Here is a 26,958-nt window from a genome sequence, read left to right as displayed (position 1 = left end):
GGGTTTGTCGTAGAGAAAGAGATTCTCGATCTCTTGCGATTCACGCCAGTGAACCGATGAGAATCCGACAGAGCTCACGGGACAAGGCGTTTTGCAGATAAAGGCGTGGTGCCTGGTAACCGCCGCAAACATGTGACGGTTGGGTGGATAAAAATTCGAAACGGCAGGCAGACGCGGTCAGCGCTGCCTGCCGTTCATGTGTGCAGTGTATTCCTCCACGATATCCTTCGCGGGGCCGATGTTCCTCGTAACCCCTTCCTCGATCCACACCGCACGGTCGCACAGCGTGCTGACGGTGGACATGTCATGCGAGACAAACACCACGGTCTGCTGCGAGGCCATTTTGGCCTTCATGGCCGTAACGGCTTTCTTGCGGAAATTGATGTCTCCGACGCCAAGGACTTCGTCAACGAGCAGGATGTCCGGCGACAGTTCCAGCCCCACCGCAAACCCCAGCCGTGCCCGCATGCCTGAAGAATAGGTCTTCAAAGGGTCGTCGATGGCATCTTCGAGTTCGGAAAATGCGATGATGTCATCGAGGCGAGACTCCATTTCCTGACGGCTGAATCCCAGAAGCATGCCATTTAGCACGGCGTTGATCCGCCCGGACAGTTCGTTGTCGAACCCAGCGGAAAGACTCAAAAGCGAGATGCACAGTCCTGGCCTGCTGGATATCGTGCCCGTATCGGGTCTGTATATTCCGCAGATAAGACGCAGGAGCGTGGACTTTCCTGCGCCGTTGCGCCCGACAAGAGCCAGCGTCTCGCCGCGTCGCACATCGAAGCTCACGTCACGCAGGGCGGGGTAGCTCTTCGAGCGAAACAGCCCCTGCCTGATGCGAAAGCGGTAGCCCACGTGATCGAAGGCGACAAGCGTGTTGGGGTCTTGAATGCTCACTGGCAAATCCTCGGATATACATGGTCCAGCCTGCGAATCATGGCCGTGGCCACCGCGATGAGGACGATGGAAGCCAGAAGCACACAGCCCAGATACTCCCAGTCCGGCCATGCGCCATCAAGCAGCACTGTCCGGTAGTTTTTTATGAGTCCAGCCATGGGGTTCAGATAGAGAATCGGCCGGTGCTGGGGCAAGACAAACTTTTCGATGTCGTAGAAGACACCCGTGGCAAAGAAAAGAAGCTGCAGACCCGTACCGATGATAAACTTGAGATCGGGGAAAAAGGGAACAATGGCTGCGGCCAGAAATCCACAGCCAAGGATCAGCAGGAACTGGATGATGAGGAGAAGAGGAAGTGCTGACCAGCACCAGGTCACGCTTCCGCCGACAATCGCAAGCCCCGGCAGCAGAAGCGTCAGCACGAAGAGCTGTTTGACCGTGTCCTGGATACAGGTCACGAGGGGAAAGAATGTCTTTGTCAGTTGGATTTGCATCAATAGACTTCGCGCATTGAATATGCTTGCCGAGCAATGCCCCACGGCCTTGGCGAACCATAGCCACGAAGTCAGTCCAACGAGCAGGAACCAGATGAAGTTAGGCGTCCCTCTATGCATGAATATTCCAAACACGACATAATAGATGCCCATGCTGAACAAAGGCTCCAAAACCCACCACAGGTAGTTCATGTAGTAGCGGGTCACTTCCGCCCGAAGATTCGCGCCAACCTTGTAGAACGCGAGGCTGATGAAATTATTCGTCGTCATCCTGTAATCAGATTTATCATGTGCTAGAGATTGAGTAGTTCGGTGGCGATGCGTCCGCTTCGCGGGGATGTATTACTCAACTTCATGTTCAGATTTGTGGCGAAAGACGATATTTATCGCGCATCGGTGTAGGTAAATTCACCCTTCAAGGCTTCTTTGGCAACCTTGGCCTTGAATTTCGCCGAGTAACGATTTCTTTTGTCTTCGGACATGCCCCTCTTTTTGTCTCGGCTCCACCTTATACACCTGTCCGAGTTTGGGGGCCACCTCTCCTCAAATGGCTGGATGTCGCCTGGCGAATTCGAGAAACAACACGTTATGAAGGACGTGGCTTAACGGGTGGTCTACTTTTGTGTGGCAGGATCACAGTGTGTTATTGAAATTTTACGAAAATACTCAATTACAGAATTGTATCCATGACATAATTCAGAGTGTTTTCCACACATCTTTCAATAGAAAGACTGGCTGTTTCTAGGCGGAGATCAGGCTGCTCTGGTATTTTGTACGGAGCAGATATGCCCGTGTAGTTTTTGATTTTCCCCTCTCGAGCTAGTTTGTAATACCCTTTTACATCCCGTGACTCGCAGACACACAGCGGACATGAAACAAAAATTTCGCTGAAATTCGTGCCCAAAATTTGTCGAAGGAGATCGCGGTCTGCTTTCAGCGGGGTGATAAAAGCACACAGGCATACGATCCCTGCGTCTACGAACAGCTTGGAAACTTCACCAATCCGTCGAACGTTCTCACTCCGTGCCTCGGGAGAAAAACTCAGATCCGAACACAGACCGTGACGGACATTGTCTCCATCAAGTACATATGACCGAATGCCATGATGATGAAGATGTGTTTCAACATGATGAGCAATGGTAGACTTTCCTGAACCGGATAATCCGGTAAACCAGAAGACGTGACCTTTGTGTCCATTCTTTTTTTCTCTGTCGGGTCTGGATATTTCGCCTGTATGTATTTTAATGTACCGCTTGTCACTCATTTCTTTTTTGCAACCATTATAAGTCGTTGTCAGTATGTGAATTTCTTTCGAAATATTATTTAGAATCAGTTTATAGAAGATTATTTGGAACCAAGCCAAGCACAACATAAGAAAATTTTACATCCTTTTGAAGGAGTATGAGTGGCGTTTGACCAACACAAATCTACAGCGCCTGTTTGAATAATTGGAACAGTGAATTAAGTCTGGTACAGCTCCAAATTAAAAGTCGAAATCGACGATTATCCGTTTGCCATCCTAGCCTAGCGCTTGATTAAGCTGCGTTTGGCTTGCCGCCTGATGCGGAATCTGAGGATTGACGTTCGTGCCTGTGCTAGCAATCGAGTAAGCAAAGACCTGTTGTCTACAATGATTGTGCCGGATGGATGCTGATGGTACCATCTTCCATAGTTCAGGCCGATGCCGGAGGCTTCAGATTTTTTGAAAGCCAAATATGCTTTCAATATTTCTTCACGTTTCATCTTGTTATAAAGTTTCTTGCCTGCCCCGTAATCATGGTACAAGATCATCTTTGGCCAATAGTAGATATCCTTCCCTGGGTTTTGATCCAATATACGCCGAGAAAACTCTTCTCCCTCGCCATGCAGCATTAACGGGTCCATCCCAGAAGCCGCCATCCATATTTCACGGCGCACGGCGATCACGCATTCAGTATTGAGAACGGCTGGCAACGGGTAACACCCGGAATCGTAGTTTCCCGGGTGTTTATTGTTGCGTCGGGAGTTGCTATCAAAAGCCAAGACACGCCCCCTGACAGCAAGAAAGTCAAATTCATCAAAAGCAGCTCTTGTCTGTTCGATGAGATTCGAATCTGCGATGCCGTCATCATCCAGAAACAAGAGTATATTGCCGCGGGCGCAGTCTGCACCTATGTTGCGCCCTTCACTCAAGCCGACATTGACCGGCAATCGTAAGTGCAGAATGGAATCATTGGTGAACCAGTCTTGAGCGTCCCTGTCTACTCCGTTGTCAACGATGATCAATTCGTAATCTTTGCAGCTCTGTTCCTGAAGTGACTTGAGGCATGCCCGCAAACGGTCATCCATACTGTTTGTGACGATGATGACAGAAACGGCGGGAGTCATCTGATTGCGATCGTCCGATCCAGGTAATGCATCGACATTTCGAACCGCTGCATAACGCTTAAGATAAGCGATAGCGGTTTGGAAGTCCCCCTTGTCATACGCTTGGCGGGCGCGAACTATGTACTCAAGCCCGGTCATCATACCTTCGCAGCCAGACTGAGCCAAAAATCATACAAGTCTTGGCAACTCGATTCAATGTAGTCCAACTCGGCCGTGGGTAGCGAACGCTTCGCTTTATCCCTGATACACTTCTCCGGCGCAACGATATCGGCGACTTTTGACAGCGAGTCTTCCGGGAGGTCCACGTCGACAAACTGTAGTGCGTGGTTGATGATCGAGCGAGGGGTCTGGCCAAGGGATTCAAGGCTGATGGTCAGGTATCTCTTGTGATCAGCCCTTTCATAGGCGCGTTTTCCGTGCCCCATGCAGTCGATATACCATTTTACGAAATCCTTTGGCGTCTTCGGACCCCAATCAAATTTCTTAATAGACCAGTACACCTCTACCGGTTCGCGAATTATATGAATAAAAACAGCATCGTCAAAGGTCCTCAATACGGTGTCGGCAACCTTGATGTTATGTGGTGTTTTTTCACACCATGCATCAACGGCGAGGTGATCCTGAGCAATCCCCAAAATAGATTGGACGAATTCTTTGGGTGCCTTTCCCGCATCGGCAGCATCAGATCCAAGGATGTCAACTGCAAGCTGCTCAATGCGCTGTTTTGAAAGCTTCTGAGCCAATTCGCACTTGGCGTGTGCGTAGTAAAGGCTGTTGAGTACTTTTACGCTAATGTCTTGGGCGCTATTTATCGCGTCGTTAATGCTTCGTGTGTTGTTCAGCAAAGAGCACAGGCATACATTACCCATCATCAGCCTTGGCTCATACAACACTGCGTGTTTTCCAGCTGCTCGGACAATATCTCCGAAAATTGTTGTCCCGCTCCTGCCGCTTCCACCCATGACGATGTTTTTTGGTTTCATAATTATAATAAAATTTTTATCCAATTAATAAAGTAAATGACAACTCGGTGTTAGCCTATACATGGGAAATCGAAAACCAAGGAAGCGTCAATTCCAAAAGAAGTGGCAGGCTAAAAAACGTATCGTTGATTCTTTATTAGCCTCTTGTTCCAATTTCATTGAGCACCTGTGAATCCCACCGCACGAGCGGGGCCTTGACGACCTCGTTATGGCAGTATTTCATAATTTCTTGATATTTCATACCGGCACACGGTGCTATGTCAATAGCGTACACCTTGTCAAAGAATGTCAAGATTTTATTTAGAAATCCCGGCTCAATATCAGAAGAAATCTTCCGGAAAATCACAGGTGATATAGAGTGCTCAACCTTGATGGCGGCGGGGGGTAAAATGCTCATAATGAAGTCAACGCCTTGTTTTACGGTCTGCCCAACACCACTTTGGTCGGCATGATCGTAATCATCAAAAATAAAAAGCCCACCAGTTTTTACAGCCGGAAGACTCATTAGAAAATCGAATAAAACAGCCCAAGCAATATGGAGGCCGTCGATATAAAGCAAACTTAAAGAATCAGGCTGTAGTCCCGGCAGCCCGAGTTGTGACTCGATCTCGTTCGCCGTCACCTTATCCTGCGAGCCGCTAGCCTTGATGTTGTGCCAATAATTTTGCTGGAATAAAGGATCAAAGCACACAAGACTGCTAGTTGGATGAGTCAAAACGTTATCCAGCCACCAACAGGTGGACAGACCTTCAAAACATCCGATTTCACCGAAGCAGACGTCAGCCTTACCGACAAAGGGCGCGACCCACTCTCTTAGTTCCTTCGCCCTTTCAGGGAACACGCATTCTTTGTAAAATCGGTACCCGTTCTCCTCCGGCTGGCCCCAATTAATCAGTTTACAAGCCTTATACGCGACCTTACATGCCTCGTCATATCTCTGGAGTTTGGACAATGTAATAAAGATGAAGCTCAGATAGCGAATGTTGCGGGGTGCTAATTTCGAGGCTCGTGTGAACATGCGTAAAGCCATATCCTGGTCACTGCATCTTCTGTGGGCTATCCCCAACCGAAAGTGTCCAGATGCATTATCTGGAAAGGACGATATGAATTTCTCCAGCACAGGGATTGACTCTTTGAAAAGGCCATTATCTTGCAAGACTTTAGCTTCGTTGAATAAATTAGACACTCGGCACCTCATGATTTTATAGCAGTCATTCACACAAATCAGAGCATTAATCGCAAGTTAATGACACTATCGCTTCATTGATCATGGACGGCGTGATTTGATGTAGGCACTTTTGGTCCTTGCAACTCAACAATTGTGTCCCGCAGTTGAGGAAGCATGGGGCACACGTTACAGTGTCAGGGGGCGTAACGATTCTGAAGTTTGCCGGATTGCCCCATGGAGCATTTTTTTTAGGGGTCGTCGGGCCAAAAATGGCAACTATCTTGGCGCCAACAAATGCGCCCAGGTGCATAACGCCGGAATCTGTACTAATTAACGTCTTGCACATTTCGATGGCTCGTGCCGTCTGGGCTAGGGTCAGCTTGCCGGAGAGCACGTGAACCCGATCCTTCATGCTTTTTGGCAGCATTGAGAAAAGGATTTTTGCGTCTTTTAGCTCTCCCTGGCCACCCAAAATAAGCACCTCATACTTGTCACTAACCATCGGCAATAACTGACTCCAATACTCTAAAGGCCATTTCTTCTTTTGCATTTGTTCCGAACCGCAGGCCCCGATATGAATACAAATGAAGTCAGTATTTTTGAATTGATCGAGTAAGGCACAGTCTTCACTATGGTGGCGGTAAGGAGGAATCGTGCCGGTGATGCCCAGCATTCTCGCGATGTCGTTATTGTGTTCAACCTCGTGCTTTTTTGAGAAATCAACATGGGGGTGAAAAACGTGGACTTTGGCAATAGGCTTCAAAGCATCGGACATTTTGCCCACATCAGTAAAGGGTGGGTATATAGCGACGTCAAAGGTCCGACCATCAAGAGCCTGGACCAAGGCGGCGGTTTTGTCTCGGAGGCTTTTTATCACAATAACTTCATCCACCAACCGCTCTATGATGGCTGCTTCCGGACTGAAGCAGGCGGCTGAGATGTTCGCGGCGGGATATTTTTCCCTCAGTGCCTGCATCGCGGGCATGAACATGAGCATGTTGCCGATGCCGGAAGGCTTGACAACAAGCAAGTCGGCCTTGTCATTGTTCAGTATATCCTGTGCCCGCCGTCCCGCCTCGGTTTCATCTGTGGTTATGCTGGCCGAGGGCTTTTTCGTGTCGCAGGAAAGGATGCGGGAATAGTCATCAAGGTTCCAGCGATAGATGTTGTCACGTTTGGCGCCGATCTCTTTCTGTACCCCGCCGTTAATGTCGCTTTCGGACACGTCTTGGATGAAAAGATTGGGGTACGCTACGAAGCACTGCTCCGAGTGATTATGCATGAGTTTGTGGAGAGCTCCCTCGTCATAAGGGAGCAGCAGTCGTCGGGTATAATCCAAGAGTTCTTCATATGCTGGCCGACGAAGGCCTACCGCATGCGAGGCCACACTGGACCCGTTGCAACGATAAGCGTTTTTGCTGTGGAATTGGATCCAATCCTCCCCCCATTCATACTGTATGGCGCCGAGCTTTAGAACAAGCCAGTCCATGGGCACCTGATGCGCGAATAACGTAAACTGCTTTTGAAAGTCATTGTGACAGATAAAGTCATCATCCAAGACCAGGATGGAGGCATAATCATTTTTGATCGCGTGCTCGAGCATCCTCTCCATCGTCTTGAGGTATCCCCAGGCACCAGGACTCGATATGGCTTTCTTACCTGTTCGCTTTTCGATGAAATGGATTCTTGCGGCATCGTCTTCGTAATTGAGATAGTAATCCTTGCTGCACGCAATCTCCCGAACACCGCTTTGCCTCGGGCACGTCCCCTTGTCGTAGTATTCCTGCCATTGAGAGACGAAGGGCTCCTCCTTACCGTCTACGGCATCGAATCGATCAACTTTCATACCGCATTGTTCCGCACGTTGCATGGCAGAAGTCCATCGATCGGAACGACGTTCGAGGTTGAGCACGAATATCTTGTCGAAGAATTCGTTGATTGAGACTGGCGTCAAAACTGAGGATGGATCGAAAGGAAGGTGCACGCGCGATGTGTCATCTATCAGAGCATACCTTTTCTGCAATTCCTTTGGATCCTTGGTGCTGGCGTATTCGCTGTTCCACGGGATGCTGCAGCGATAATCATCAACTACATTGTTCTGAAGTTCGATGTAATCGTTGCTCCCCTTTGCATCAAAAAACGTATCGAACCTATTGAATCCAGCCCTACAGCATCTGATTGATAAATCAATGTGCCACTGTCCACGAATGGGGAAGTTGGATTCGTCACAAGACCCAACTTTATCTATTAAGTCAGGTGTAAACGTAAAAAATGCACCCATACACTTATATGCGTTGCAAATTGCCTCGCATGCTCCGGATTCATCGGCCACCTTTCCCGGCATTGTGTAGTCAGGGTCTTCACGCTTCCTGTTCCACAAGAAATGATTATAGTTCATATAGCAGAGATGCTGATAATTACTCTTTTCCATTGCGTTCAAGTAGAGGTCATCCCACCCTTTGCGGGTAAACAAGACATCATCATCCACCTTGAAGCCTATATCGAAACCCAGCAGCTGGGAAAGTGCAAAAATGGTATTGGTCTGTCCGACGCAATACCGTCTCTTATTTCTGATGAAATAAATGTCAAACGGCGAATCGATTTGGTCGAGATACTGCGCGACGGACTCATCAGAGCCGTCGTCGGCGACGATGACCAGCCAATCATAATTTTTGTTGCAGGTCGCAAGGAACGATTCAACACAATCTTTCAGGTAATCAAGTCTGTTATAGGTTGTGATAGCGAAGACCAGTCTGGGCCTTTTGTCCAACTTGTAAGGGGAGGGGGAGGCAGGAGCATTTGCTTCGATTGGTATAGTTTCAGGCTGCAGGCGGCTTGCCACGGTGTCGTTTTTCTTGGTTGCCTGCGACCAGACGATATTGAACAACCGGGGAAAGAGCTTGATGCTGCCGGTTATTGGGCGAATGGCAATATCCACAAAAGCTTGGCCGATCCGATAGGAAACCGACTTTCGCAAGTCGAAAACAGAGTGTTCTAACTGGCTCGTACGACGCCTGTAGCCTTCAATTCTTGAAACAAACTGCTGTTCCAATGATGCAAACTCGTCCTTTTGCCTGACCAGTTCCTGCTGCACCTTGAGGAGTTTCTTTTCGACCTCTTTGATTTTGCAAAGAGCCTCGCTTTTCGTGGCCACGCTACTGTGCTCGACACTCCCTATGTCTTCTTTTTGCTTGTGCACTTCGCGTTGATTTGCGAGACCATTCAACCGTTCCAGTTCCACGTGGGACTGTTCCAAGTCTTTGCCTAGTTTTTCGCTACGCTTTTCCTGCTCAAGCGGTTTAAGCTGCTCTTCAAGGAGTCCGAACTTTACCAGCTTTTCCTCTATGCTTGAGCATCGCTCTGCGGCCTGCGCATACCTCTTTACTTCAAGCTGGTATCCAGCGGGATGGACTAAATTTATGAATTCAGGCTGGAAAGACCCAAAGTCTTCGCCAAGGATCGTCTTGGCTGCCTTTTTTTTGATATACAAGAGCGCACCCTGCCTATACCTATAGTTCACCTTCTCGTTTTGCCAAATCTTCGGGCGTATCAAATCGAAACAAGTATATTGTTTTTTTGCGAATCGCTCTTTCCAATACGACTGCCATTGCTCATTGATATGCCCCGCACCGCCTTGCCCGGGAATGCCCGCGCAGAAAAGGACGCAATCGGACAGCCTAGTTAATTGATCGACAAGAAAAGACGCTTTGTCCTCTGGAAGATGTTCGGCCACATCCAAGGATATTGCCAAGTCGAAGGGACCATCAACCGGCACTTCTGCACCTTGAGCCAAATCCCAGTTTACAAATTTATTTGATGGGATATAAAGCCGGCTCTGTGGAACAGAGTCCCCGTCGACGCCAACCACATCAATGCCCTTTTCATGGAATGGGAAAAGCCAAGTTCCCAGGCCGCAGCCCAAATCAATAACTTTTTTGGGGGCCAGGTATTCTTCGAGAACATCAAGGACAATTCTGGCCGATCTAAGACTTTTTTCAGCCTGGTCATAATAGAAGCTGCTGTCGTACGGGATGCCTTCCTGGGTTGTGACGCATGCATCATTGCTTCCAACCTTGTTGATGAAGGTCTTGCCTAAAAAAAACTCTCGATTTTCCGGTGGTTGAGAATCAAGGACAATCTTTCGATCTTTCATATAATTTTCTTCTGGATGTTTGTTTCGATTGAACTCATTCAAAATGAAACCTGACTTTGAGGTGGCAGAATAAACCTCCCCAAGTTAGTATCATCCGACAGTAGAGACATTCTGAGGTGAATTGATTTCCAGAGCCTCAGTCTGATACGTCCTGTTAAACCGTTCCACATACGATTTTGGGTGTGCTCGCCCGGCTGGATAAAATCCAAATCTACGCCATCGCCACCTTGTCCAGAACCCACAGTCCGGCTGCGGAGAGGCTGGTGTCCACCTCAATGGCGAGGCATTCGCGGCTGTAATCAGCAACTACGCTAAATGTGCGGAACCGCAGTCCGTTTGAGCGCGAGTCATGTATGAGTCCCCGGACCAGCAGTTGGCCTGTGGCGGGACGGCCAAGGACTGCGGTGCGGATCGTCGCTTCTTCCCTTTGCGGCGCAGAAGGAGCTTTAGTTGACGGTCGATACGATGAATCGTTTGTGGTTCCACTGGTACCCTTGCCGTCGTAGCAGGCTAAACGGGCTTGCCAAATCCGTATCGGGGATAGCTGTCAGCCAACCGGATGAGCGTCGCGATAACGTTGTGCCGTCACGCAGCGTAGGCGTACAGCGTCCGGCTAATGAGCACGATGGCGCATGCCCTGGTCCGCTCAGCCCGAACTCATCGCGAGCGTAGTCGACGATCTCCTGCTTCTAGGCTGGCCTCAGAGTTTTTTTGCGATGATGTCCTTCAATACCTCGCGCTCAAGGCTGAAGTTGGCGAACATGCGCTTGAGCTTACGATTCTCCTCCTCAAACTCCTTGAGACATTTGATATCCGTAGCCTCCATACCGCCGCACTTGGATTTTTATTTGTGGCACGTATAGGTGATTGTATTTTAAGGGGCGTGGCTACAGTTACATTTCGAACAAACCGAAAACACATAAATATTCGGCAGGCCTTTGGTCAAGGTTAAATCTAGAACATAACGCCCAGCCGATGAAATCACCAACAGCTTTGATCCCGCTACAGAGGTGGGGTCACGGAGTTACGCCACTATCTCGACGAGCACACAGGAGATGTGGATGAGCCGGAATCGCAGAGGGTACGACGCGGAATTCAAGTGGGATGCTGTTCGGATTGTCGAGAAAATTGGGATGGGCGGTGTCCGAGGTTGCGAAGCGCCTCGGGATAGGAGTGGATTACGTCTCGCGTTGACGACCTGAAATGCTTGCCAAGGGTACATCGCATTTCCGGGGCAGGGCAAAGAGGTCATCATGAATGAGCGGCGCAGGATTTGGAAGTTGGAAAAGTAACTCAAGGATGCCGAGCTTGGCCGGGATATTTTCAAAAACGCATTGGACATCTTCAGCAAGATGCCGAAATGAGAGTCTGGTCCATTAGGGGCCACCGTTCGCATTTCTCGGCGAAGGAGATGCACCGTGCCCTCAGTGTTTCCAAGGGCGAGTATTCAGCATGGATAAGCCGTAGGTCGTCCCGGCGGGCCGCCGAGACGACCTACGGCTTATCCATCGAATTCCTAAACTCTACGAAAAGTATTCAGGATGTGTCGGCAGTCCAATGATCACTGCCGATCTGCGTGCCGAGACCGAATTTCGGCATGAGAGTCGACCGCGGGGTGCTCGTCACACGCGGCAGCTTGTGTTGCGCTGTCAGACCTACACCGCTTTGGTTACAGACATCTCCTATTTCAAGATCGGCCGGAAAAGGCATGATCTCACGGTCTTCATTGACCTGTTCTCACGCATTACTGGGGGGGAGCTTGAGCGATTCGCTCGAAAGACATTCGGCAATCAGGGCGTTTCACAAGACTCTTGCGAAGAAGACCGTCGCCGGGCCTCCTGTCCGCAGCGACAGAGGAATCCAGGTCGTCAGCTATGATTTCCTTCCGGCCGATATTTTGGATTTGAGCCTTTTCCTTACCGGTGGGCATGGTTGCAAAAAATAACTGACAAGAGAAATGGAATGGGGTTAATAATGCATATAGTGAAATCGTTATAATTACAGACTGCGTCAGGCTCGTTTCAGTAGCAATAATGGGACCATTCTCTGTGATGACGTTTCCATATTTTATGATTGGAATGCATTGTGTCTACAGATTCATCGCGCGACTAGCTGCTCGATTGGTGTCGTTTTGTCGCCCCATCTAAAATTAATGGTGGGTGATGATTGTCAAAAAAAGCGTTAAATGTACAGACGTTAAGCGTCTACAAAATGGCTTCATATGATTAAATGAGCGTAAAAAATATCTCTTAATGATGTAGTGGATGTGTGGTGCGCAGGTGTGTAACTGGGCGTATTGCGCGGTAAATATATTTGTAATGATTGCACCATGTAGAGATTGATCTGATAAAATCGCACATGCTAACTGTGAAAGTTTGGCTTAAGAATGGGGAAATGTAAATGTCAAAGGCTGAACTCCTCGTTTTGCGAATCGTACACTTTCATGATGCGCACAAAGCAATTTTTATGCGTATCGCTGTAGCGCTTGTCGTTGTTTTGGCCTTTTGGTTTCGATTTGCTTATATACGCCAGCCATATCTTAGTGACGAGACTTTTGATCTCGATTCTTTATTCGGCATCGCAAACCTACTGGGAAGCGGGGAGTTATTCAGTGAATCATGGCTTCAGGTCGATTGGATGTATCACGGGCTACTGTTCAAATATATTTACATCTTATGGGGTATGATTTTTGGGATAGACATGAGGATCCCCCATAATTTTACCGGAAGTGAACTGCAAACATTGCGCCTCCTTTCGGTACTGTTCTCAACAATCTCAGTGTATCTTGTCTATAAAATACTTGGCCGAGGGCGGCACCAAAGTGTCGCCATTTTTGTTGCATTTATTCTTGCGTGTGATCCGATATCGATTGCTTATTCTCGCGCAGTTAACACATATAATTTTATGATAATGATTATGCTGTTGTATGTGTTGTACATTGATACTCGCGAGACATCGGTAAAGTCAGTCTGTGGCGAGGTGTTGTTTATAGGATTGATGTTAGGCTCTACGAGCTACGCTTATGCTATGATTTTTGCTAGAACAGTTATGTTTTATCTAGAGACAAAAAGCATCAAGCGGGTTTTGATATACACGATGGTGCTTGTGACCCTATCGTCACTAGTCCTGTACGCGACCAACCCGCAACAGTGGAACTCTGATTTTTCTGAAGTCAAGTCGCGCATTCTATTTGGATCATATCTCGGTCTTGATGACGAGCGATCGTACCGCAACGTCGTTAGTCTCGCGGGATCGCACCTGTTCATCGAATTCCCGTGGTTAAGCAATCCGAAGGCTGGTGCTCCATTGATACACGTCAACTGGAGTGTCCTCAGAGAGTTCCAATGGATACTCCGGCTGATCTGGCATACTCCGATACCTGTCTACCCATTGCTTTTCCTCTCGATTGCTGCAGTAATCCGCGCACCAAAGCAATTTTGCTCGCCAAAGGCTATGCCACGGTCGCTCTCCATAACGCTTGTGTTTTTCGTCGGGCTGTTTATGGTCAATACTTTTCATGAATGGGGAAACCACACTCTCGCTATATTCTCGACCCTTATAGTGCTCATTTTGGGGGCGTCCACAAATATTCTGTACGACTACACACCGCCATCTGTATCGCGGATTGTTACAGCCACGATTGCGTGCTTCGTGATCGTACAAGGATTCATGACCTTCAATGCGCCGGGATATGTCTGGCGAGTCCCCGTCGAAACGGCCTTTCAACTGAAACCAAGCAAAAAGATCGCACGCCCATACTTAGATCTCTCTCAGTTTTCTTCTGATAAGGTGCTGGTTGACGACGCCTGTGGGGTTCGTGGGGTCTCACCACCGCATGTCTTGCATCATTTCCATGGGCAAACAGACGCTATTCTTCCTGCATTACTCTATGGACAAACGTTTTTCACTGAGGACTTTATTGTTAATAAGCATGAACAGTATACAAAATTTGCGGTGAATGCATTCTCCTACGCGGTAGGATATTATGTGCCGCGACTGACGTTCACCTCACCAGATGGTGCGCATGATACTGTCACTGTTTTTGCGACATTTAATTCTTGTTTGCCGTGTCTGTGTTACGATGTAAAACAGAATGTTGCTAATTTTAAAGCACTTTATCTCCCAACGCCAATTCCGTCGTTGATAACGATCAATATTGATGTCGCGCCAAAGACGTTACGTCTCGTCGCAGTCGAACTTGAGCACTTTGATAAGAATCCTTTGGACTCTACACTTGAAGAGCTCAATCTCGTACGGATTATAAGATGAGGCTGTGACATGTTAACGAGAGGTGGTCTCCATCCTTCGGACAGGTTTGTGGCTTATCGATAATCACATGGCGCAAACGGAAAAACGGGTCGCGAGCAAAGCTCGCGACCCGTTCGATTTCTTGTGGTCGGGACGAAGGGATTCGCCCCCCGGAATCGTGCTCCCAAAGTATGATGCGTTGGTTTGACCACCTTGAAACATTGGTTATCCGCCGGTTCACGTACCGGGCCTAGGGGATACTGGGCATGTGGGCGCGTAGTCGCGGTCCGGCGGCTCAAGGGTGCGCAGATGGGCTGTCATTGATCCGAAGTCCGCCGAACGTGCCGTGCTCCGGATTTTTCTCGACGTGGATGAGTTCTATCTTCATCATTCGAAATCCCCCGTAATGAGTACTCTGATTTCCGATCCTATGGGGATCGTAGACAGAGACACCCCTGCCCCGGACGCAGCATTAGCAAAGCCCAGTTTCAAGCGATTTTTTTGCACACCATTGACGTTTTCGGCTGCAATAATGGTGTTTACTGTGATTGCTACACCGGTCGTATTGTACAACGGAATACACGTCACGCACATTGACTGTGGAAGTGTTGAAGCCTTTATGTCAAAAATAAATTTCGCGTGATCATTTGCAATTTTCCCGCCGTATGCAAACGGAGTCGTAGAATCCGCTCCAATTGGTGTTACTTGTAGTGTATTAATGGCACCATTGATGCGCTCAACGAATCCTTCCGCATTGATCGCTGGAGATCCGGCCGCCCCGAGCGCGTGCTTGATAGTTCCACCATCGTTCTTGATCCAAAGCTGAAATGCCTGCGGTCGCGTGGCTCTGGTGGTGCTCCCGATAAAGTTAATTGACCCAGAGGTATTTTCGAAACACGCGTTATCGTCACCGAGTTTCGTATATGCGGCGTCAACGAGCTGAATGCCATATACACCTGATCTACACTGGTTCCCTGATACTGCGGCATGTTGTGTCGTGTGCAGCTCAATGCAAGAATGTGTAGCTGCCACACTGGTGAGGATGTTGCCAGATACCGTAATGTCGGTAGTTTTGTAACAACGGATACCGTGACTTCCCACGCCATGTACATTGTTTCCGGAGATTACTCCGCCGAAACGGGTCGGTGTTCCGCATGAGAATTCAATCCCGTGCCCTGCTGATTCGCGTATCATATTCCCAGAAATAACAATATCATTGGCGTCAATCATTGAAATTCCGCTGGCGCGGCATGACGTGACAATGTTTCCGGTGATCGAAAGACGATACACGCCGTCATCGGTGAAAATACCACAATGGCATCCGTGGACGATATTCCCGCTGACTACAACGTCGTGCCCTTTTGAGTTGGTGATCCACATGCCGCTCACAAGTCCGAAGCTGGAGGTAATCAAGCAGCCGCTGATTATTGCATCGGACATCGCGGCAACGATACATGCATTTCCCCCGGTGGCCCCGATATTGCGGATTTGTACCCCACGTACAGACGCCCGACGGACCTCATCGTACCAAATTCCATTTTGAACATTCCCGTTTGATCCGCCGTCGAAACATATATTCTCGACGTGTATGTCATAGTTGAGCGCGGACAGAAGCCCTCCGTTGTGAAGCATCCCGTTTAGAGCCGGGTGGATCACGTAATCGTACACGGCGATGGCCTTAAGCACCGACCCCCAACCGGACCCGAGAAGCGTGGTGTTGTCGTAGATTTCGAGTTGCCCGGTCAGTCCGAATGTTCCATTCGGAACATAGACCGTTCCGCCCCCAGCGGCGTGAGCTGCGTTGAGGGCTGCTTGCACCGCCGCTGTATCATCTGTCACGCCGTCGCCGACAGCCCCGTAGTTCGTGACGTTGAAGCAGGGCAGCATGTCGAACAACGTATACCCAGAGCCGTCGGGTTTGACCACGAGACTGCGGCCCGCGTCTGCTGCGGAGATGGACGGGAGGCCTGCGTTAGCCACGGCGGCCTCTGCGGCGGTCTGTGCCGCTTCAGCTGCGCCCTGTGCGACCACAGACGCATCGCGAGCGGATTCGGATCCGGTCTGTGCGTTTTCCGCTGCGAGCTGTGCTGCTTCGCACTGCTCAAGGTAGTTTCCTGGGGTCTGCCCGGGCTTAGCGAGTACGGCGCGGCCAACAGCCTCCTGAAGCTGTTGGCGTTCCGCCGTCGCGATGTCCAGCGCGGTTTCGATCACGGTGGGGTCGAACGTGGACAGGTCCACGTCCTGCGTAAAGGGCATATCGCGAAGCGTGGTGATGAAATACCCGTTTGCAAGTGGCGTCCCGGTAAGTGGATATGTGATCGTCCCCCCGGGGTTCGTCTCCTGGTCTGCGTTTAGTACTGCGGACCAGTTCGAGGTGATTTGTGTCACGTTTCCTACTATATCCTCAATGAACACCGCTAGTTGCGAAACATCCCAGACGATGAAATCGAAATCGAATTCCGTCGCGATTCCATTTCCGGGGAGTTTCACACTGCTTTTGTTTGAAGGGAGCACTTTACTACCTCACTTGTTTGGGTTTGGTGCCAAAATGTTTATCGCCGTATACTTGTCTTCCTCGTACTGCGATAACCATTGATGAGGTGATGTACGAGTTTCGAGACTGGAGCACCGATCTTGAAGTTGCGGCTTGACCTCGTTTCCCCTGCGGCTACGTTTAGGCTGTTTGCCGATCACTCCGTCGAACTGCTGCGGCTTGACATCGCTGCATGACAAAGTATTTTGAACTGGGGATAGTCTTCTTGCAGCTGAGTAAATAGATTTTTATGTAAATAACGATGCAATGTTGCTTTAAGCTGTACGTGATAAACATTAATTTGACGAGTTTTTTTAGAGCATGCGCCAAAAGCGGTTTTTTGTATTGCCTGATGGGCAAAATCGCGAATGGACGATATCCCAAACGGGATGTACTGCGTTGGAATAACCTGTTGCGGGTGTGGTTCGTTATATAACTTGGAGTGTATGCGCGGAGCGCAATGCGTGGCTGGCTTTTGTCCTGATCGGTACAGGTGAGGAAGCGCCTGACCGATGGACCTATCAGCTGAATTTGAGGCGGCACGGCAGGGGGGGAGGAGAGGCGATTGTCAGCGGACCTTATAAAACGAAAAAACGGGTCGCGAGCATTACTCGCGACCCGTTTTCGGTCGAGTGGTCGGGGCGGAGGGATTTGAACCCCCGGCATCGTGCTCCAAAAGTATGATGCGTTGGTTTGACCACCTTAAAACATTGGTTAACCGCCTGTCCACGTACCGGCCCTGCGGGATGCTGTTCTGAATCGCGACGGCACCGTGACGTGGCAGAACGTGGCAGCGATGGACGCTGCGCAGGCGGCGGACATCTACCGGCGCTACTTCTGGTACCGCCTTCGTCTGGACGATGTGGTGGCGCAGTCGTGGCAGTTGGCACCGGTGCTGTTCGATACCGCGGTGAACGTGGGGCGCAGGCGCACCGCTGTGTGGCTTCAGGTGGCGCTGAACGAGCGGCGCTCTTCTCTGCGGGCGGTCCTGCGCGTGGACGGCGACATCGGTCCCAACACGCTGTCGGTGCTCGGCAGGGCGAACAGGGATGGTCATGGGCTGGGCATCCTCGATTCCCTACTCATGCGCCGCGTGAGCCACTACACCCGCCTTGCCGCCCGCGACTGGGCACGAACCTTTCTCCTCGGCTGGCTCAACCGAACCATCGCCGTGCGGGAGGGCGTGCGATGAACGAGGAACGCGCCATCGCCACGTGGAAAGAAATCTGGCTACGCCTGTTTCACTACGAACATCGCAACGGCCCCCACCCCTACTTCTCCCTCACCACCCTTCGCACCAAGCACGCGCAGGAACTCTTCGAGACCGGTTGCCTCTTCAAGCTCCGCGTAGGCCGCGCCCGCCGCCCCGTCGTCATGGCATGGCCATCCCGCGTTCAGGCCTGGGTGCGCCTGAAGGTGGAGCGGGGGGAGTTGTGAGGGGCTCGCTCTTTTTCTGTTTCTCTTAATCCTCGCTATAAATTCGGATGTAAATCAGGGTCCAGAGAAAGCTAAGATCGCACACGATGCTTGGACAGATGGATCCTAGTTCAAAAAAGCCGAGATATCTGAAAGCCATAAATATCAGATAGGTGGAGAGAAGCTTTTTGGCTAATCCGTTTGCGATTGCTTTGTGATTCATGCGGCGTGGACCTTTGTCCCTTGATTATCTCCCGCCAATTCGGGGGCTGTATTTTTTGTTTTTGGTATTTTCGAGGTCGTCCTTATGTGACACCGCTATGGTTGAATTGATGCCATCAACTGCCTTACATACGAATATCGTACTGAGCATGCCAAGCGCAGATCCCAAAAAACCCCCAGCTATCGCTCCGGGTATAGGTCCGAGTCCGGCTCCAGTTGAGAACGTTGCGCCAGTTTGCGCACCCTTGTAAAATCCGCTTCCAGCTCCGAAGAATATATCACCAGCCGTAGCCTTTGTTCCTGTGAAATCCTTGAGGTTGATCGGGTCATCAAGGCAGTAACCGTAGAGGTCTTTGTCGCCTGCCGCATATCCAAGAGGATCCTTGGTCGTCCACCGGGCGACATCTGGAGCGTAATCGCGATAGAGGAAGTGGATGAGCCCTGTCTCGTAGTCATGCAATCCCCCCGCAAAAGCGAAAGGAATGCCGAAGTCCGGGTTTGAAATCTGTATCGTGTTCCCAAAGCTGTCGTATAAAGTTTCAAATACGATATGTCCACGTTCATCAGTTGCGCATCGCAGACTTCCGACGTGGTCGTAGGACAAGGCGAATTTTTCGCAATTCCTTTCACTGCGAGTTGGGAGGATGCAGTCGTTTTCATATTCGAATGACCACCATGAACCGTCGAACATGCGTTTGAGTCGCAAGCCGTCCCATTCAAGTGTTGTCGTGAGCGTACCGTTTAGCGAGATGCTGGTGCGGCGATTCTTGGCGTCGTATGTGTAATGAATCCTTTGGGAAAGATCGCCATTGTTTCGAATGAGGATGTCCGTGATGAAATCGCGGTCGTTGTACAGGTATTCCGTTGAAGAGCCGCGGAAAGAGCGAGAACTCAGACGTCCAGCATCGTCGTGTTCGAAATACGTTTCCCCTGCCTGTTTGAGCTGTCCATGCCCGTCATATCGGTAGGTCTTGCTCTTGCCGCGTCTGTATGCGTTCAGATCGGATATTCTGATACCGTCGGCGTCGTATTCGTATGCTTCGGTGAGCGCGCCGTTGGCGAACACCCGGGAAAGTCTTCCGTCCTCGTCGTACGCATATCGATAGTCAGTCGTTGAGCCGCCGATGATTTCCCGTTTGAATATATCCAGCGTGGTCGACGCCATCCGCTTCGAGGCTGGCCGGATCCATCCTCGCCGCGTGCTGACCGTGTGCCGGACCCCGGATGTTCTGCGGGCCGTGGGGGCGCGTGATCTCGCTATGACCATGCGTCAGGGCGTGCTGAAGAAGATCACGAAGCTCAAGCATGGCATTGCGCTTGATGCCTTGCGGGACTTGCCCAGGCAGCTTGCGGATCCGCTGATGATTTTCAAATCAGCCACGATGGCGGACAGTTTGGTCGTGCTCACGGAAATGGAGCATGCAGGGCTGCCTATCATTGCAGCTGTTCATCTGAACGTTCGAGATGGCAAGACTGAAGCCCACGATATAGCAAGTGTCTATGGCAGGAGCAAAGCGGCAGAATGGATAAATCGGGAAGCTGCGAATAAGCGACTGCTTTATTGGAACAAAACAAAGTACTCCGAAACCCAACGCATGTCTGGGCTGCAATTGCCCAGGGCCTTCGAGCTTCGGAGTAAAAACAAGATACTCACCGAAAAGGGCGTGGTCAAGCCGCATGCCCCGGACTCCCGCTTCTCCCGCGCGACCACGGCTCCGGACTTCGTCTTTCATGTCGAGTCCGCGCCGTCTACGACCGCCTGCGGGGCATGCGCGAGATGCGCGACAATCCCGGTGCCATCGAGAAGTACCGGTCCGCGATGGGCCGGGTGTACAACTATTTTCCCCACGTCCGGCGGGGCACGCACTATGTCCGCGCGTTGGATCAGAAAACCGGCGAGACCCTGTATCGGCGGCACTTCTACGGTGGCGTGGCCGGAGACCTTCGGGCCGCCCGCATGATGCGCGAGCTGAAGCCGCAGTATCCCAGCGCGCGGTGGGAGTATGGCAAGGTGCAGGGCCTGCCCGAGGACGTGTACGACCACGCCATTCCCGTGGACGCCATGGAGCAGGTCATCAACGCGGCGGTGGCGCGCACCGGCGCGGACGACAAGGCGCAGGGCGCTTTGAGGACGCTGCTTCACCAGTCCGTGTCAGACGTGCTCAAGACGCGGGGGTGGATGCGCCACGCCATCAAGCGCAAGGACGTTCCGGGCTTCGAGACCGAGGACATTGAGCGCATCCTTTGGGAGCACAAGAGCGGGCTGTACGGATGGCTTTCCAAGATGGACGCGGCGCGGGGATTCATCGATGCGCTGTACGAGATTGACGCCACCAGCCAGCCGAGGCTCTACGGATACGCCGCACGCTACGTGCAGGACATGCTGCGTAACTCCGACCGCGTGGACCAGCTGGTGCAGGACGTGAAGTCCCTCATGTTCCTTAAGTACCTCGCCGGGAATCTCAAGACCGCGCGCTGAACCTCACCCAGAACCTTGTGGCGGGTGTGCCGCGGCTGTCGGCGGACACGTCCGTCGCCACGGAGAGGTGATCACGGCAATACTCATTTTGTATTAGCAATCCACTCTGGCGGAGAGGGGGGGGGCGTGAGGTAATCCCCCAGCAAAATAGTTGCTCTGAAAAGTAAAATTTCCACTAACCCAATTGGAGGAGATTCTACATGAAGAAATCACGGTACAGCGACGCATAGATCCTGAATATATTAAAGCAGGCCGAGAATGGAAATTCCGTCGCCCAGCTTTGCCGAGAACACGCCATGAGCAGCACCACATTTTACAAGTGGCAATCCAAGTACGGTGCCATGAACGCCTCGCTGGCACGCATGAAAGAGCTTAGCGCGAGAATCAACTGCTCAAACGAATGTACGTCGAAGAAAAGATGACGGTATCAGTGTGTTGATGAAGTGTCTGGCAAACAGGAGAAAACAGAAAATGTGAGGAGAGGTCATTTCTCCGGACGGTTACGATTGACGAGGGTAGCGGCAAAGGGCAGACTAAAACAGGAGTGTCTGAAACTACTGCGAAATTGACACTGCAACACAACACAAAAATTAACGGGGTGAAGGGGGCGTAATTTCCATGAGTGAATTTGATCAACAACCATTCAGCGATGCGGAATTCGCGGAAAACCCAGAGCAGAGATGCCCTGTAATACTCCTATTAGATACATCCTATTCCATGAGCGGTAAGCCAATTTCGGAATTAAATGAAGGATTAGCTACTTTGCGCCAAGAACTCATGAACGACGCAGTGGCCGCAAAGCGCGTGGAATTAGCTATGGTCACTTTTGGGCCAGTCGAGATCAAATCCGACTTTACTACAGTGGATCACTTTTATCCCGAAACACTGGTGGCGGACAATGCAACGCCGATGGGCGAAGCGGTTGTGACTGGGCTCAATATGCTCCGTCAGCGTAAAGATCGGTACCGTGAGAATGGTGTTAAATATTACCGCCCGTGGGTGTTCCTTATTACCGATGGCGCCCCGACCGATAGTTGGGAAGAGGCTAAGCGACGGGTGCACCAAGGCGAAGAGAGCAAGGAATTCATGTTCTATGCTGTAGGTGTGGAACAGGCGGATATGAACGTTCTTGGACAGATCGCCACACGCCAGCCGCTCAAGCTGAAAGGCTTGGCCTTCAGGGAGCTATTCCAGTGGCTGTCCAGCTCCCTAAGCGCTGTCTCTCAGTCCAACCCGGGTGATGCCGTCCCACTCGAAAACCCGGCCGCCCCGGATGGCTGGGCTGTTGCAGGGTGAAATTGTGGCTTGGCGGTGGGCGTCCGCGTCCGTAATCGGAACGTCGCACATTCAGAATGATGGTAGGCTGCAAGATGCCTACGCTGTTGCCGCATTCGAAAACGGCGGCATTTTCGCTGTTGTTTCGGATGGCGCAGGCAGCGCCAAATTTGGTGCATACGGCGCATGGCTTACTTGCCGCTTCCTTTCGGTTCGATTCCGGGAATGGGTTCGCATCAATCCAGACATGCCGCCCAATGAAATATTGGCGGACTGGATTGCTGAACTGCGGGACCGAATATCGGCAATAGCTACCCGGCGAGAATCTACACCCCGGCAATTCGCCGCGACGCTGGCGGCAATCGTTGTCACTCCGAATGAGGCTGTAACGCTCCACATCGGCGATAGCGCCGTTGTCGGCCGGAAAAACACCGAGTGGGAGGTGCTGTGCTGGCCTGAGAACGGCGAATATGCGTCCACCACCTACTTTGTAACCGATGATCCCGAACCGCGTCTGAACATCACCCGCCACCCACGCAAACACGATGCATTTGCACTGTTTTCCGATGGTGTCGGAGATCTGGGGTTGTCGCATCTGGAACAGAGCGCGCACGCCCGGTTCTTCGATCCCATGCTTCGACCGGTGGATGTCGCATCGGGTGAGGGCCGCCTTGTCGAACTATCGGCGAAGCTCGCCACATATCTCGCCGGTTCATCGGTCTGCGAACGCACCGATGACGACAAGACGCTCATCCTCATATCCGGGGGCTGACCGTGCCGAGCGTAGTAATAGGAAAGGAACGGTGCACTGTTGGGGAGAAACTGGGGGGTGGAAACGAAGGTGACGTTTTTCGCCTGAGTGGGAAGTCCGATCTGGCGGTCAAGCTCTACAAGCCGAACAACAGAGGTAGCCGTGAGGGTAAAATACGGGCCATGGTCGCCGAGGGGCTTGGTCAAGCGACGACTCTGGTAACGTATCCTGTGGAGGTAGCAACATCGTCGACGGGGGAATTCCTTGGGTTCGCTATGCGGCTGGTGCCAACACACCGTGAACTACATGAGCTCTATAGCCCCAAATCCCGCCAGCACCATTTCCCGAAGTCGGATTATCGGTTTCTCGTTCACGCTGCATTGAACGTCGCGCGCGCCGTTGGGGAGGTGCACCAGACGGGATGTGTCATCGGCGATCTAAACCATTCTGGCGTGCTTGTGGCGCAGGACGCCACAGTTGCCATCATTGATGCCGACAGCTTTCAGTTTCGGCGGAATGGCAAGACCTACCCCTGTGTTGTTGGCGTTCCTGAATTCACTCCGCCAGAACTACACGGAATTCGCTTCGAAAACGTGGAGCGCACTATAGAGCACGACAACTTCGGGCTGGCGGTTGCGATCTTCCACCTTCTTTTCATGGGCCGTCACCCCTACGCTGGGTGCTACAAGGGACCGGACATTTCCATGGGCGAAGCCATTGCCCAGAACCGGTTTGCCTTTTCGCTCACCCGGCAAGCGGCAACACGGACAACGCCGCCACCCGGCGCGCTGACACTCGATATGTTCCCGGATGCTGTCTCCCGTGCATTCGAGAACGCATTCGGCCTGACACCGGGCGCGCGTCCGAGCGCGATGGACTGGATTTACGCCCTCAAGGCTCTGAAAGGCTCACTGAACCAGTGTAGCAAGGTCAAGACACACTACTACCCCAGCGCCGCCGGTGGGTGTATCTGGTGCAAGCTGATCGCCAACAGCGGTTTTGACATGTTCCCGGACCTGACCGCCGTGGAATCGAATATCCCAACCGATGTGCGGGGCACAGAACAGGCAATCCGCGAGATTCTGGCATTTCGCTTCCCAACGGTCGCGGACTTGCTTCCCGCTGCGGCTACGCCGCGCGGTGCCAGCAATGCACTGAATCAAGCTAGGAGCGGGAAGCGCGGGAGTGCTTTCATGGGCTTGTTGATGATGGGCGGCGCAGTCGCTGGTTTCATCTCCGTCGCCCCGGCGTGGTTTGTGTGGATCGGGCTAGCAATCTGGGGGTGGCTCATCTTCTCCAACCGTGAAGTTGACCCCGGCCCGTTTCAACAGGCCTTCAAAAATGCCGATGAAAGTGTGCAGCGAGAGTTGAATGCCTTTGTCAAACGTAACGGCATGACTGAGGTTATGAAGGTGCGCGCCGATTTGGACGCCGCAATCGGCGTCTACAAGGGCCATGACGATGCGCTTGCCCGCGAACTCATGGAGATGAAGTCCAACCGGGAGTCGCGCCAGCGACAGGCCTATCTTGACCGTTTCTCCGTCCGGCGCGCGAATATCTCCGGTATCGGCCCGGCGAAAACGGCAACACTGATATCCTTCGGAATCGAGACCGCCGCTGATGTGAACCATTCCGCCGTGCTGCGAGTGCCGGGTTTTGGTGACGTGATGACCGGCAAGCTGATGGCGTGGCGGCGGGGACATGAGTCCCGGTTTAGGTATGACCGGACGCCGAACGCTCAGGACATTGCCGACGAAAGGGCGTTGCGTGGACGATTTGCGGCAGAAAAGGCGAAGCTGGAATCCACGATCCGCAACGGGCTGGGGACCCTGAGAAACGCCAAAGCCCGGCTTGACGCATTGCCCACGAGGGCCAGAAGCGACGGGGCGCTGACCGACGCGATTGCTGTTCGCGCCCAAGCAGAACAAGACCTGCGCGCGTTGGGTGCATCGATTCCAGCATCAACTGTCTCACTGATGATGACACCACCGATCCGTTTCACGCCGCCACCTTCCCCAATATCCCACACCACAGCACCTACACCACCTCAAACAATTGCCACATCTAGCACCCCCACCTGCCCGTGTTGTGGCTCTTTGATGCGGCAACGTTCAGGGCGTTACGGGAAATTTTGGGGTTGTTCGCAATATCCACGCTGCAGGGGCACACGGAATATCTGATGTAAGCTTGACTATGGCATCGTAAATGCGGTTGTAATTGGTGGCCATGGAGTGAACTTTTAAATGCGATTTACGCTCCCTGTCCATTCTCGCGTTCAAGAGGAGGTCCCCATCCTTCGGACAGGTTGGCCAGTGGGGAAGATACGGGCTTGTTTTAAAAAAAAGGTCGTTTTTCTCCAGATGAGCGGCGGGGGAGGCTTTTGGGGAGTCTGGCATTGGGATCCTCCTTGGGATTTGGTCGTCCGTGGTGAGGAGGTTACCATGTGTTCAGGAGGGGCGGGCGTTTTCTTTGGGGGATGACAGGCCTGATTCGAGTGCCAAACCAACCGCAACCAGATGCCGATTCATCCGTGCGCGTACAGGGGCGATTGTCAGCGGACCTTATAAAACGAAAAAACGGGTCGCGAGCATTACTCGCGACCCGTTTTCGGTCGAGTGGTCGGGGCGGAGGGATTTGAACCCCCGGCATCCTGCTCCCAAAGAAGGATGCGTCAGAGCATATGCTGGAATAATTGAAGATTTTTTTGATTTGGTACACAAAAATGGGCGATTGTGTACCAAAAACGGCGTGCGTGTGTACCAAGGTGTGTACCAGAAATCATCGTGGGAAGTTGACGACTTTGCCAGCCTTTGGGCGGGCTGCCTTGGCCTTGAGGGTGGCCGCTCTGGCCTTCTCACCCTTGAGGCAGTGGTAGTATTTGCGTTGGGTGGTGGAGATGTCGGCGTGCCCCGCCATCTGGGAGACGGCGGCGAGATCAGCCCCGGCTCTGAGGGCTTCGGATATGCCGAGGTGGCGGATGTCATAGGGTGTGACATGGTAGGTGATGCCCGCAGCTTCGACGGCAGCCGCCCACGATCTGGCAATCTGCTTGACCGGTGCGCCTGCGTATTCGATCAGGTATCCCGATTTCGAGAGGCTTGTGATTTCCAGCAGCCTGCAGACTTCGTCGCCATCAAGATGCATGAGGCGATCCGATGTTGGCGTCTTGGTTCCGCGAATGCGGATGGTCTTGGCTTCCGGGTCGATGTCGCGCTTGTGGAGCTTGAAGAGTTCCGTCGGACCGGGGCGAGCCCATGTCATTAGTTCGATCTCCATGGCAATGGCGAGGTGGGGCATTGCCTTCGCGCGGATCCGTTCGAAGTCTTCCATGGTCAGCCGGAAGTCGCGCTTGGTTGTCTCCTTGGCCTTTCGCCATTTCCGAAGAGGGTTGACGGTGGTGATGTCCTGGTCCAGCCCGAAGCGGAACACAGCGCGCAGGTATCCCAGATAGCGGTTGGTTGTGGCAACGGATTTGCCCCAGCCGTCGGCCATGCGCACGATGTCCGCGAAGGAAATCTGATCGACGGGACGCGAAGAGAGTGCCGGGAGAATCGTGGTGTTGAGGAGCGCGGTGAATTCCTTGCGCCAATACTCGGAGACTCCGCGCCGTTTAGCGTCGTCCAAGTATACTTGTGCCAGTTCATCCAGATAGATGTCCGTTGATGTCCGCCCAAGGGTTTCTCCCTTGGTCTTGGACAGGTTAAGCTCTGCAGCACGGATTTTCGCCGTCTGTTCCCCAGTCTTTCCGCGTCCGAAGTATTCGCGAACAGGGCTCTTCTTGCCCTGCACACGATAGGACACGAACCATCGTCCATCCGTTGTGGCTCTTGCCGTTACAGGTTTCATGTCCACGGTCATGCCGTAATTTTCAACGCACGACAACCGGAGTGAAGCCAGTTGCAGGGCGTCGGGCGCTTCCTCGTCTCGTTGCGAGGAATTCTTCAGGGTTGTCCATGAATGCGGAGAGGTCAG

Annotated in this window: 17 protein-coding genes and 3 pseudogenes; 9 read left to right on the top strand and 11 right to left on the bottom strand. The window is 51.9% G+C overall.

Features of this window, described 5'->3' with window-relative positions; genetic code table 11:
* Positions 1–177 precede the first annotated feature (177 nt).
* The 8 genes and pseudogenes from GGQ74_RS06060 to GGQ74_RS16575 all read right to left on the bottom strand — a co-directional run.
* Positions 178–897, bottom strand: a complete 720-nt coding sequence (locus tag GGQ74_RS06060; RefSeq protein WP_209280075.1) for an ATP-binding cassette domain-containing protein — start codon at positions 895–897, stop codon at positions 178–180.
* A complete protein-coding gene (locus tag GGQ74_RS06055) occupies positions 894–1,661 on the bottom strand; it encodes an ABC transporter permease (protein WP_167940602.1) in 768 nt (255 codons plus the stop codon). The genes GGQ74_RS06060 and GGQ74_RS06055 overlap by 4 nt, the downstream gene beginning before the upstream one ends.
* Positions 1,662–2,061: 400 nt before the next feature.
* The gene (gene cysC / locus GGQ74_RS06050) at positions 2,062–2,655 is read right to left on the bottom strand and encodes an adenylyl-sulfate kinase (protein ID WP_167940601.1); all 594 of its coding nucleotides are present in this window, start codon (positions 2,653–2,655) and stop codon (positions 2,062–2,064) included.
* Between the two features lie 260 nt (positions 2,656–2,915).
* On the bottom strand, positions 2,916–3,896 hold the full coding sequence (locus GGQ74_RS06045; protein ID WP_167940600.1) for a glycosyltransferase family 2 protein: 981 nt from the start codon (positions 3,894–3,896) through the stop codon (positions 2,916–2,918).
* The gene (locus tag GGQ74_RS06040; protein WP_167940599.1) at positions 3,896–4,720 is read right to left on the bottom strand and encodes a sulfotransferase; all 825 of its coding nucleotides are present in this window, start codon (positions 4,718–4,720) and stop codon (positions 3,896–3,898) included. The genes GGQ74_RS06045 and GGQ74_RS06040 overlap by 1 nt, the downstream gene beginning before the upstream one ends.
* Before the next feature lie 157 nt (positions 4,721–4,877).
* Positions 4,878–5,927: a class I SAM-dependent methyltransferase gene (locus GGQ74_RS06035; protein ID WP_167940598.1), complete on the bottom strand. Its 1,050-nt coding sequence runs from the start codon at positions 5,925–5,927 to the stop codon at positions 4,878–4,880.
* A 46-nt stretch (positions 5,928–5,973) separates the two neighbouring features.
* Entirely contained in the window at positions 5,974–10,062 is a 4,089-nt protein-coding gene (locus GGQ74_RS06030) for a glycosyltransferase family 9 protein (RefSeq protein ID WP_167940597.1), read from the bottom strand.
* A gap of 126 nt (positions 10,063–10,188) precedes the next feature.
* Positions 10,189–10,906 (bottom strand): annotated as a pseudogene (locus GGQ74_RS16575) (transposase family protein); the annotation flags it as partial.
* Positions 10,907–12,462: 1,556 nt separating this feature from the next.
* Here GGQ74_RS16575 and GGQ74_RS06025 point away from each other — a divergent pair.
* Positions 12,463–14,331 carry an ArnT family glycosyltransferase gene (locus GGQ74_RS06025; RefSeq protein ID WP_167940596.1) on the top strand — a complete coding sequence of 623 codons (1,869 nt, stop codon included), beginning with the start codon at positions 12,463–12,465 and terminating at the stop codon, positions 14,329–14,331.
* A gap of 366 nt (positions 14,332–14,697) precedes the next feature.
* Here GGQ74_RS06025 and GGQ74_RS06020 read toward each other — a convergent pair whose 3' ends face one another.
* A complete protein-coding gene (locus tag GGQ74_RS06020) occupies positions 14,698–16,800 on the bottom strand; it encodes a glycosyl hydrolase family 28-related protein (protein WP_167940595.1) in 2,103 nt (700 codons plus the stop codon).
* 815 nt (positions 16,801–17,615) lie between these two features.
* Here GGQ74_RS06020 and GGQ74_RS06015 point away from each other — a divergent pair.
* Positions 17,616–18,035, top strand: a complete 420-nt coding sequence (locus tag GGQ74_RS06015; protein WP_167940594.1) for a putative peptidoglycan-binding domain-containing protein — start codon at positions 17,616–17,618, stop codon at positions 18,033–18,035.
* Entirely contained in the window at positions 18,032–18,280 is a 249-nt protein-coding gene (locus tag GGQ74_RS06010) for a hypothetical protein (protein WP_167940593.1), read from the top strand. The genes GGQ74_RS06015 and GGQ74_RS06010 overlap by 4 nt, the downstream gene beginning before the upstream one ends.
* A 226-nt stretch (positions 18,281–18,506) precedes the next feature.
* On the opposite strand, the gene GGQ74_RS06005 is transcribed toward GGQ74_RS06010, so the two are convergent.
* Positions 18,507–19,646 (bottom strand): RHS repeat domain-containing protein, encoded by a 1,140-nt coding sequence (locus tag GGQ74_RS06005; RefSeq protein WP_167940592.1) that lies wholly within the window; start codon positions 19,644–19,646, stop codon positions 18,507–18,509.
* Between GGQ74_RS06005 and GGQ74_RS16570 the strand changes: the two are divergent.
* From GGQ74_RS16570 to GGQ74_RS16160, 6 genes and pseudogenes are all read left to right on the top strand, one after another.
* Positions 19,606–20,055: pseudogene (locus GGQ74_RS16570) on the top strand (MuF-C-terminal domain-containing protein); the annotation flags it as partial. The gene GGQ74_RS06005 and the pseudogene GGQ74_RS16570 overlap by 41 nt on opposite strands.
* A 194-nt stretch (positions 20,056–20,249) precedes the next feature.
* Positions 20,250–20,960 carry a hypothetical protein gene (locus GGQ74_RS05995; protein WP_245168129.1) on the top strand — a complete coding sequence of 237 codons (711 nt, stop codon included), beginning with the start codon at positions 20,250–20,252 and terminating at the stop codon, positions 20,958–20,960.
* Positions 20,961–21,190: 230 nt separating this feature from the next.
* Positions 21,191–21,376, top strand: a pseudogene (locus GGQ74_RS16250) (transposase); the annotation flags it as partial.
* A 202-nt stretch (positions 21,377–21,578) separates the two neighbouring features.
* Positions 21,579–22,256: a vWA domain-containing protein gene (locus GGQ74_RS05985; RefSeq protein WP_167940589.1), complete on the top strand. Its 678-nt coding sequence runs from the start codon at positions 21,579–21,581 to the stop codon at positions 22,254–22,256.
* Positions 22,234–23,007, top strand: coding sequence for a PP2C family serine/threonine-protein phosphatase (locus tag GGQ74_RS05980; protein ID WP_209280074.1), 774 nt, complete (start codon positions 22,234–22,236; stop codon positions 23,005–23,007). The genes GGQ74_RS05985 and GGQ74_RS05980 overlap by 23 nt, the downstream gene beginning before the upstream one ends.
* Positions 23,008–23,261: 254 nt before the next feature.
* Complete coding sequence (locus GGQ74_RS16160) at positions 23,262–25,166, top strand: topoisomerase DNA-binding C4 zinc finger domain-containing protein (RefSeq protein WP_209280073.1); 1,905 nt, start codon at positions 23,262–23,264, stop codon at positions 25,164–25,166.
* A 598-nt stretch (positions 25,167–25,764) separates the two neighbouring features.
* Here GGQ74_RS16160 and GGQ74_RS05970 read toward each other — a convergent pair.
* On the bottom strand, positions 25,765–26,787 hold the full coding sequence (locus GGQ74_RS05970) for a tyrosine-type recombinase/integrase (protein WP_342448582.1): 1,023 nt from the start codon (positions 26,785–26,787) through the stop codon (positions 25,765–25,767).
* Positions 26,788–26,958 lie beyond the last annotated feature (171 nt).

Source organism: Desulfobaculum xiamenense (assembly GCF_011927665.1).
Taxonomy (GTDB): domain Bacteria; phylum Desulfobacterota; class Desulfovibrionia; order Desulfovibrionales; family Desulfovibrionaceae; genus Desulfobaculum; species Desulfobaculum xiamenense.
The sequence above is the reverse complement of the archived record's forward strand: the minus strand, read 5'-3'. Positions and strand labels throughout refer to the sequence as shown.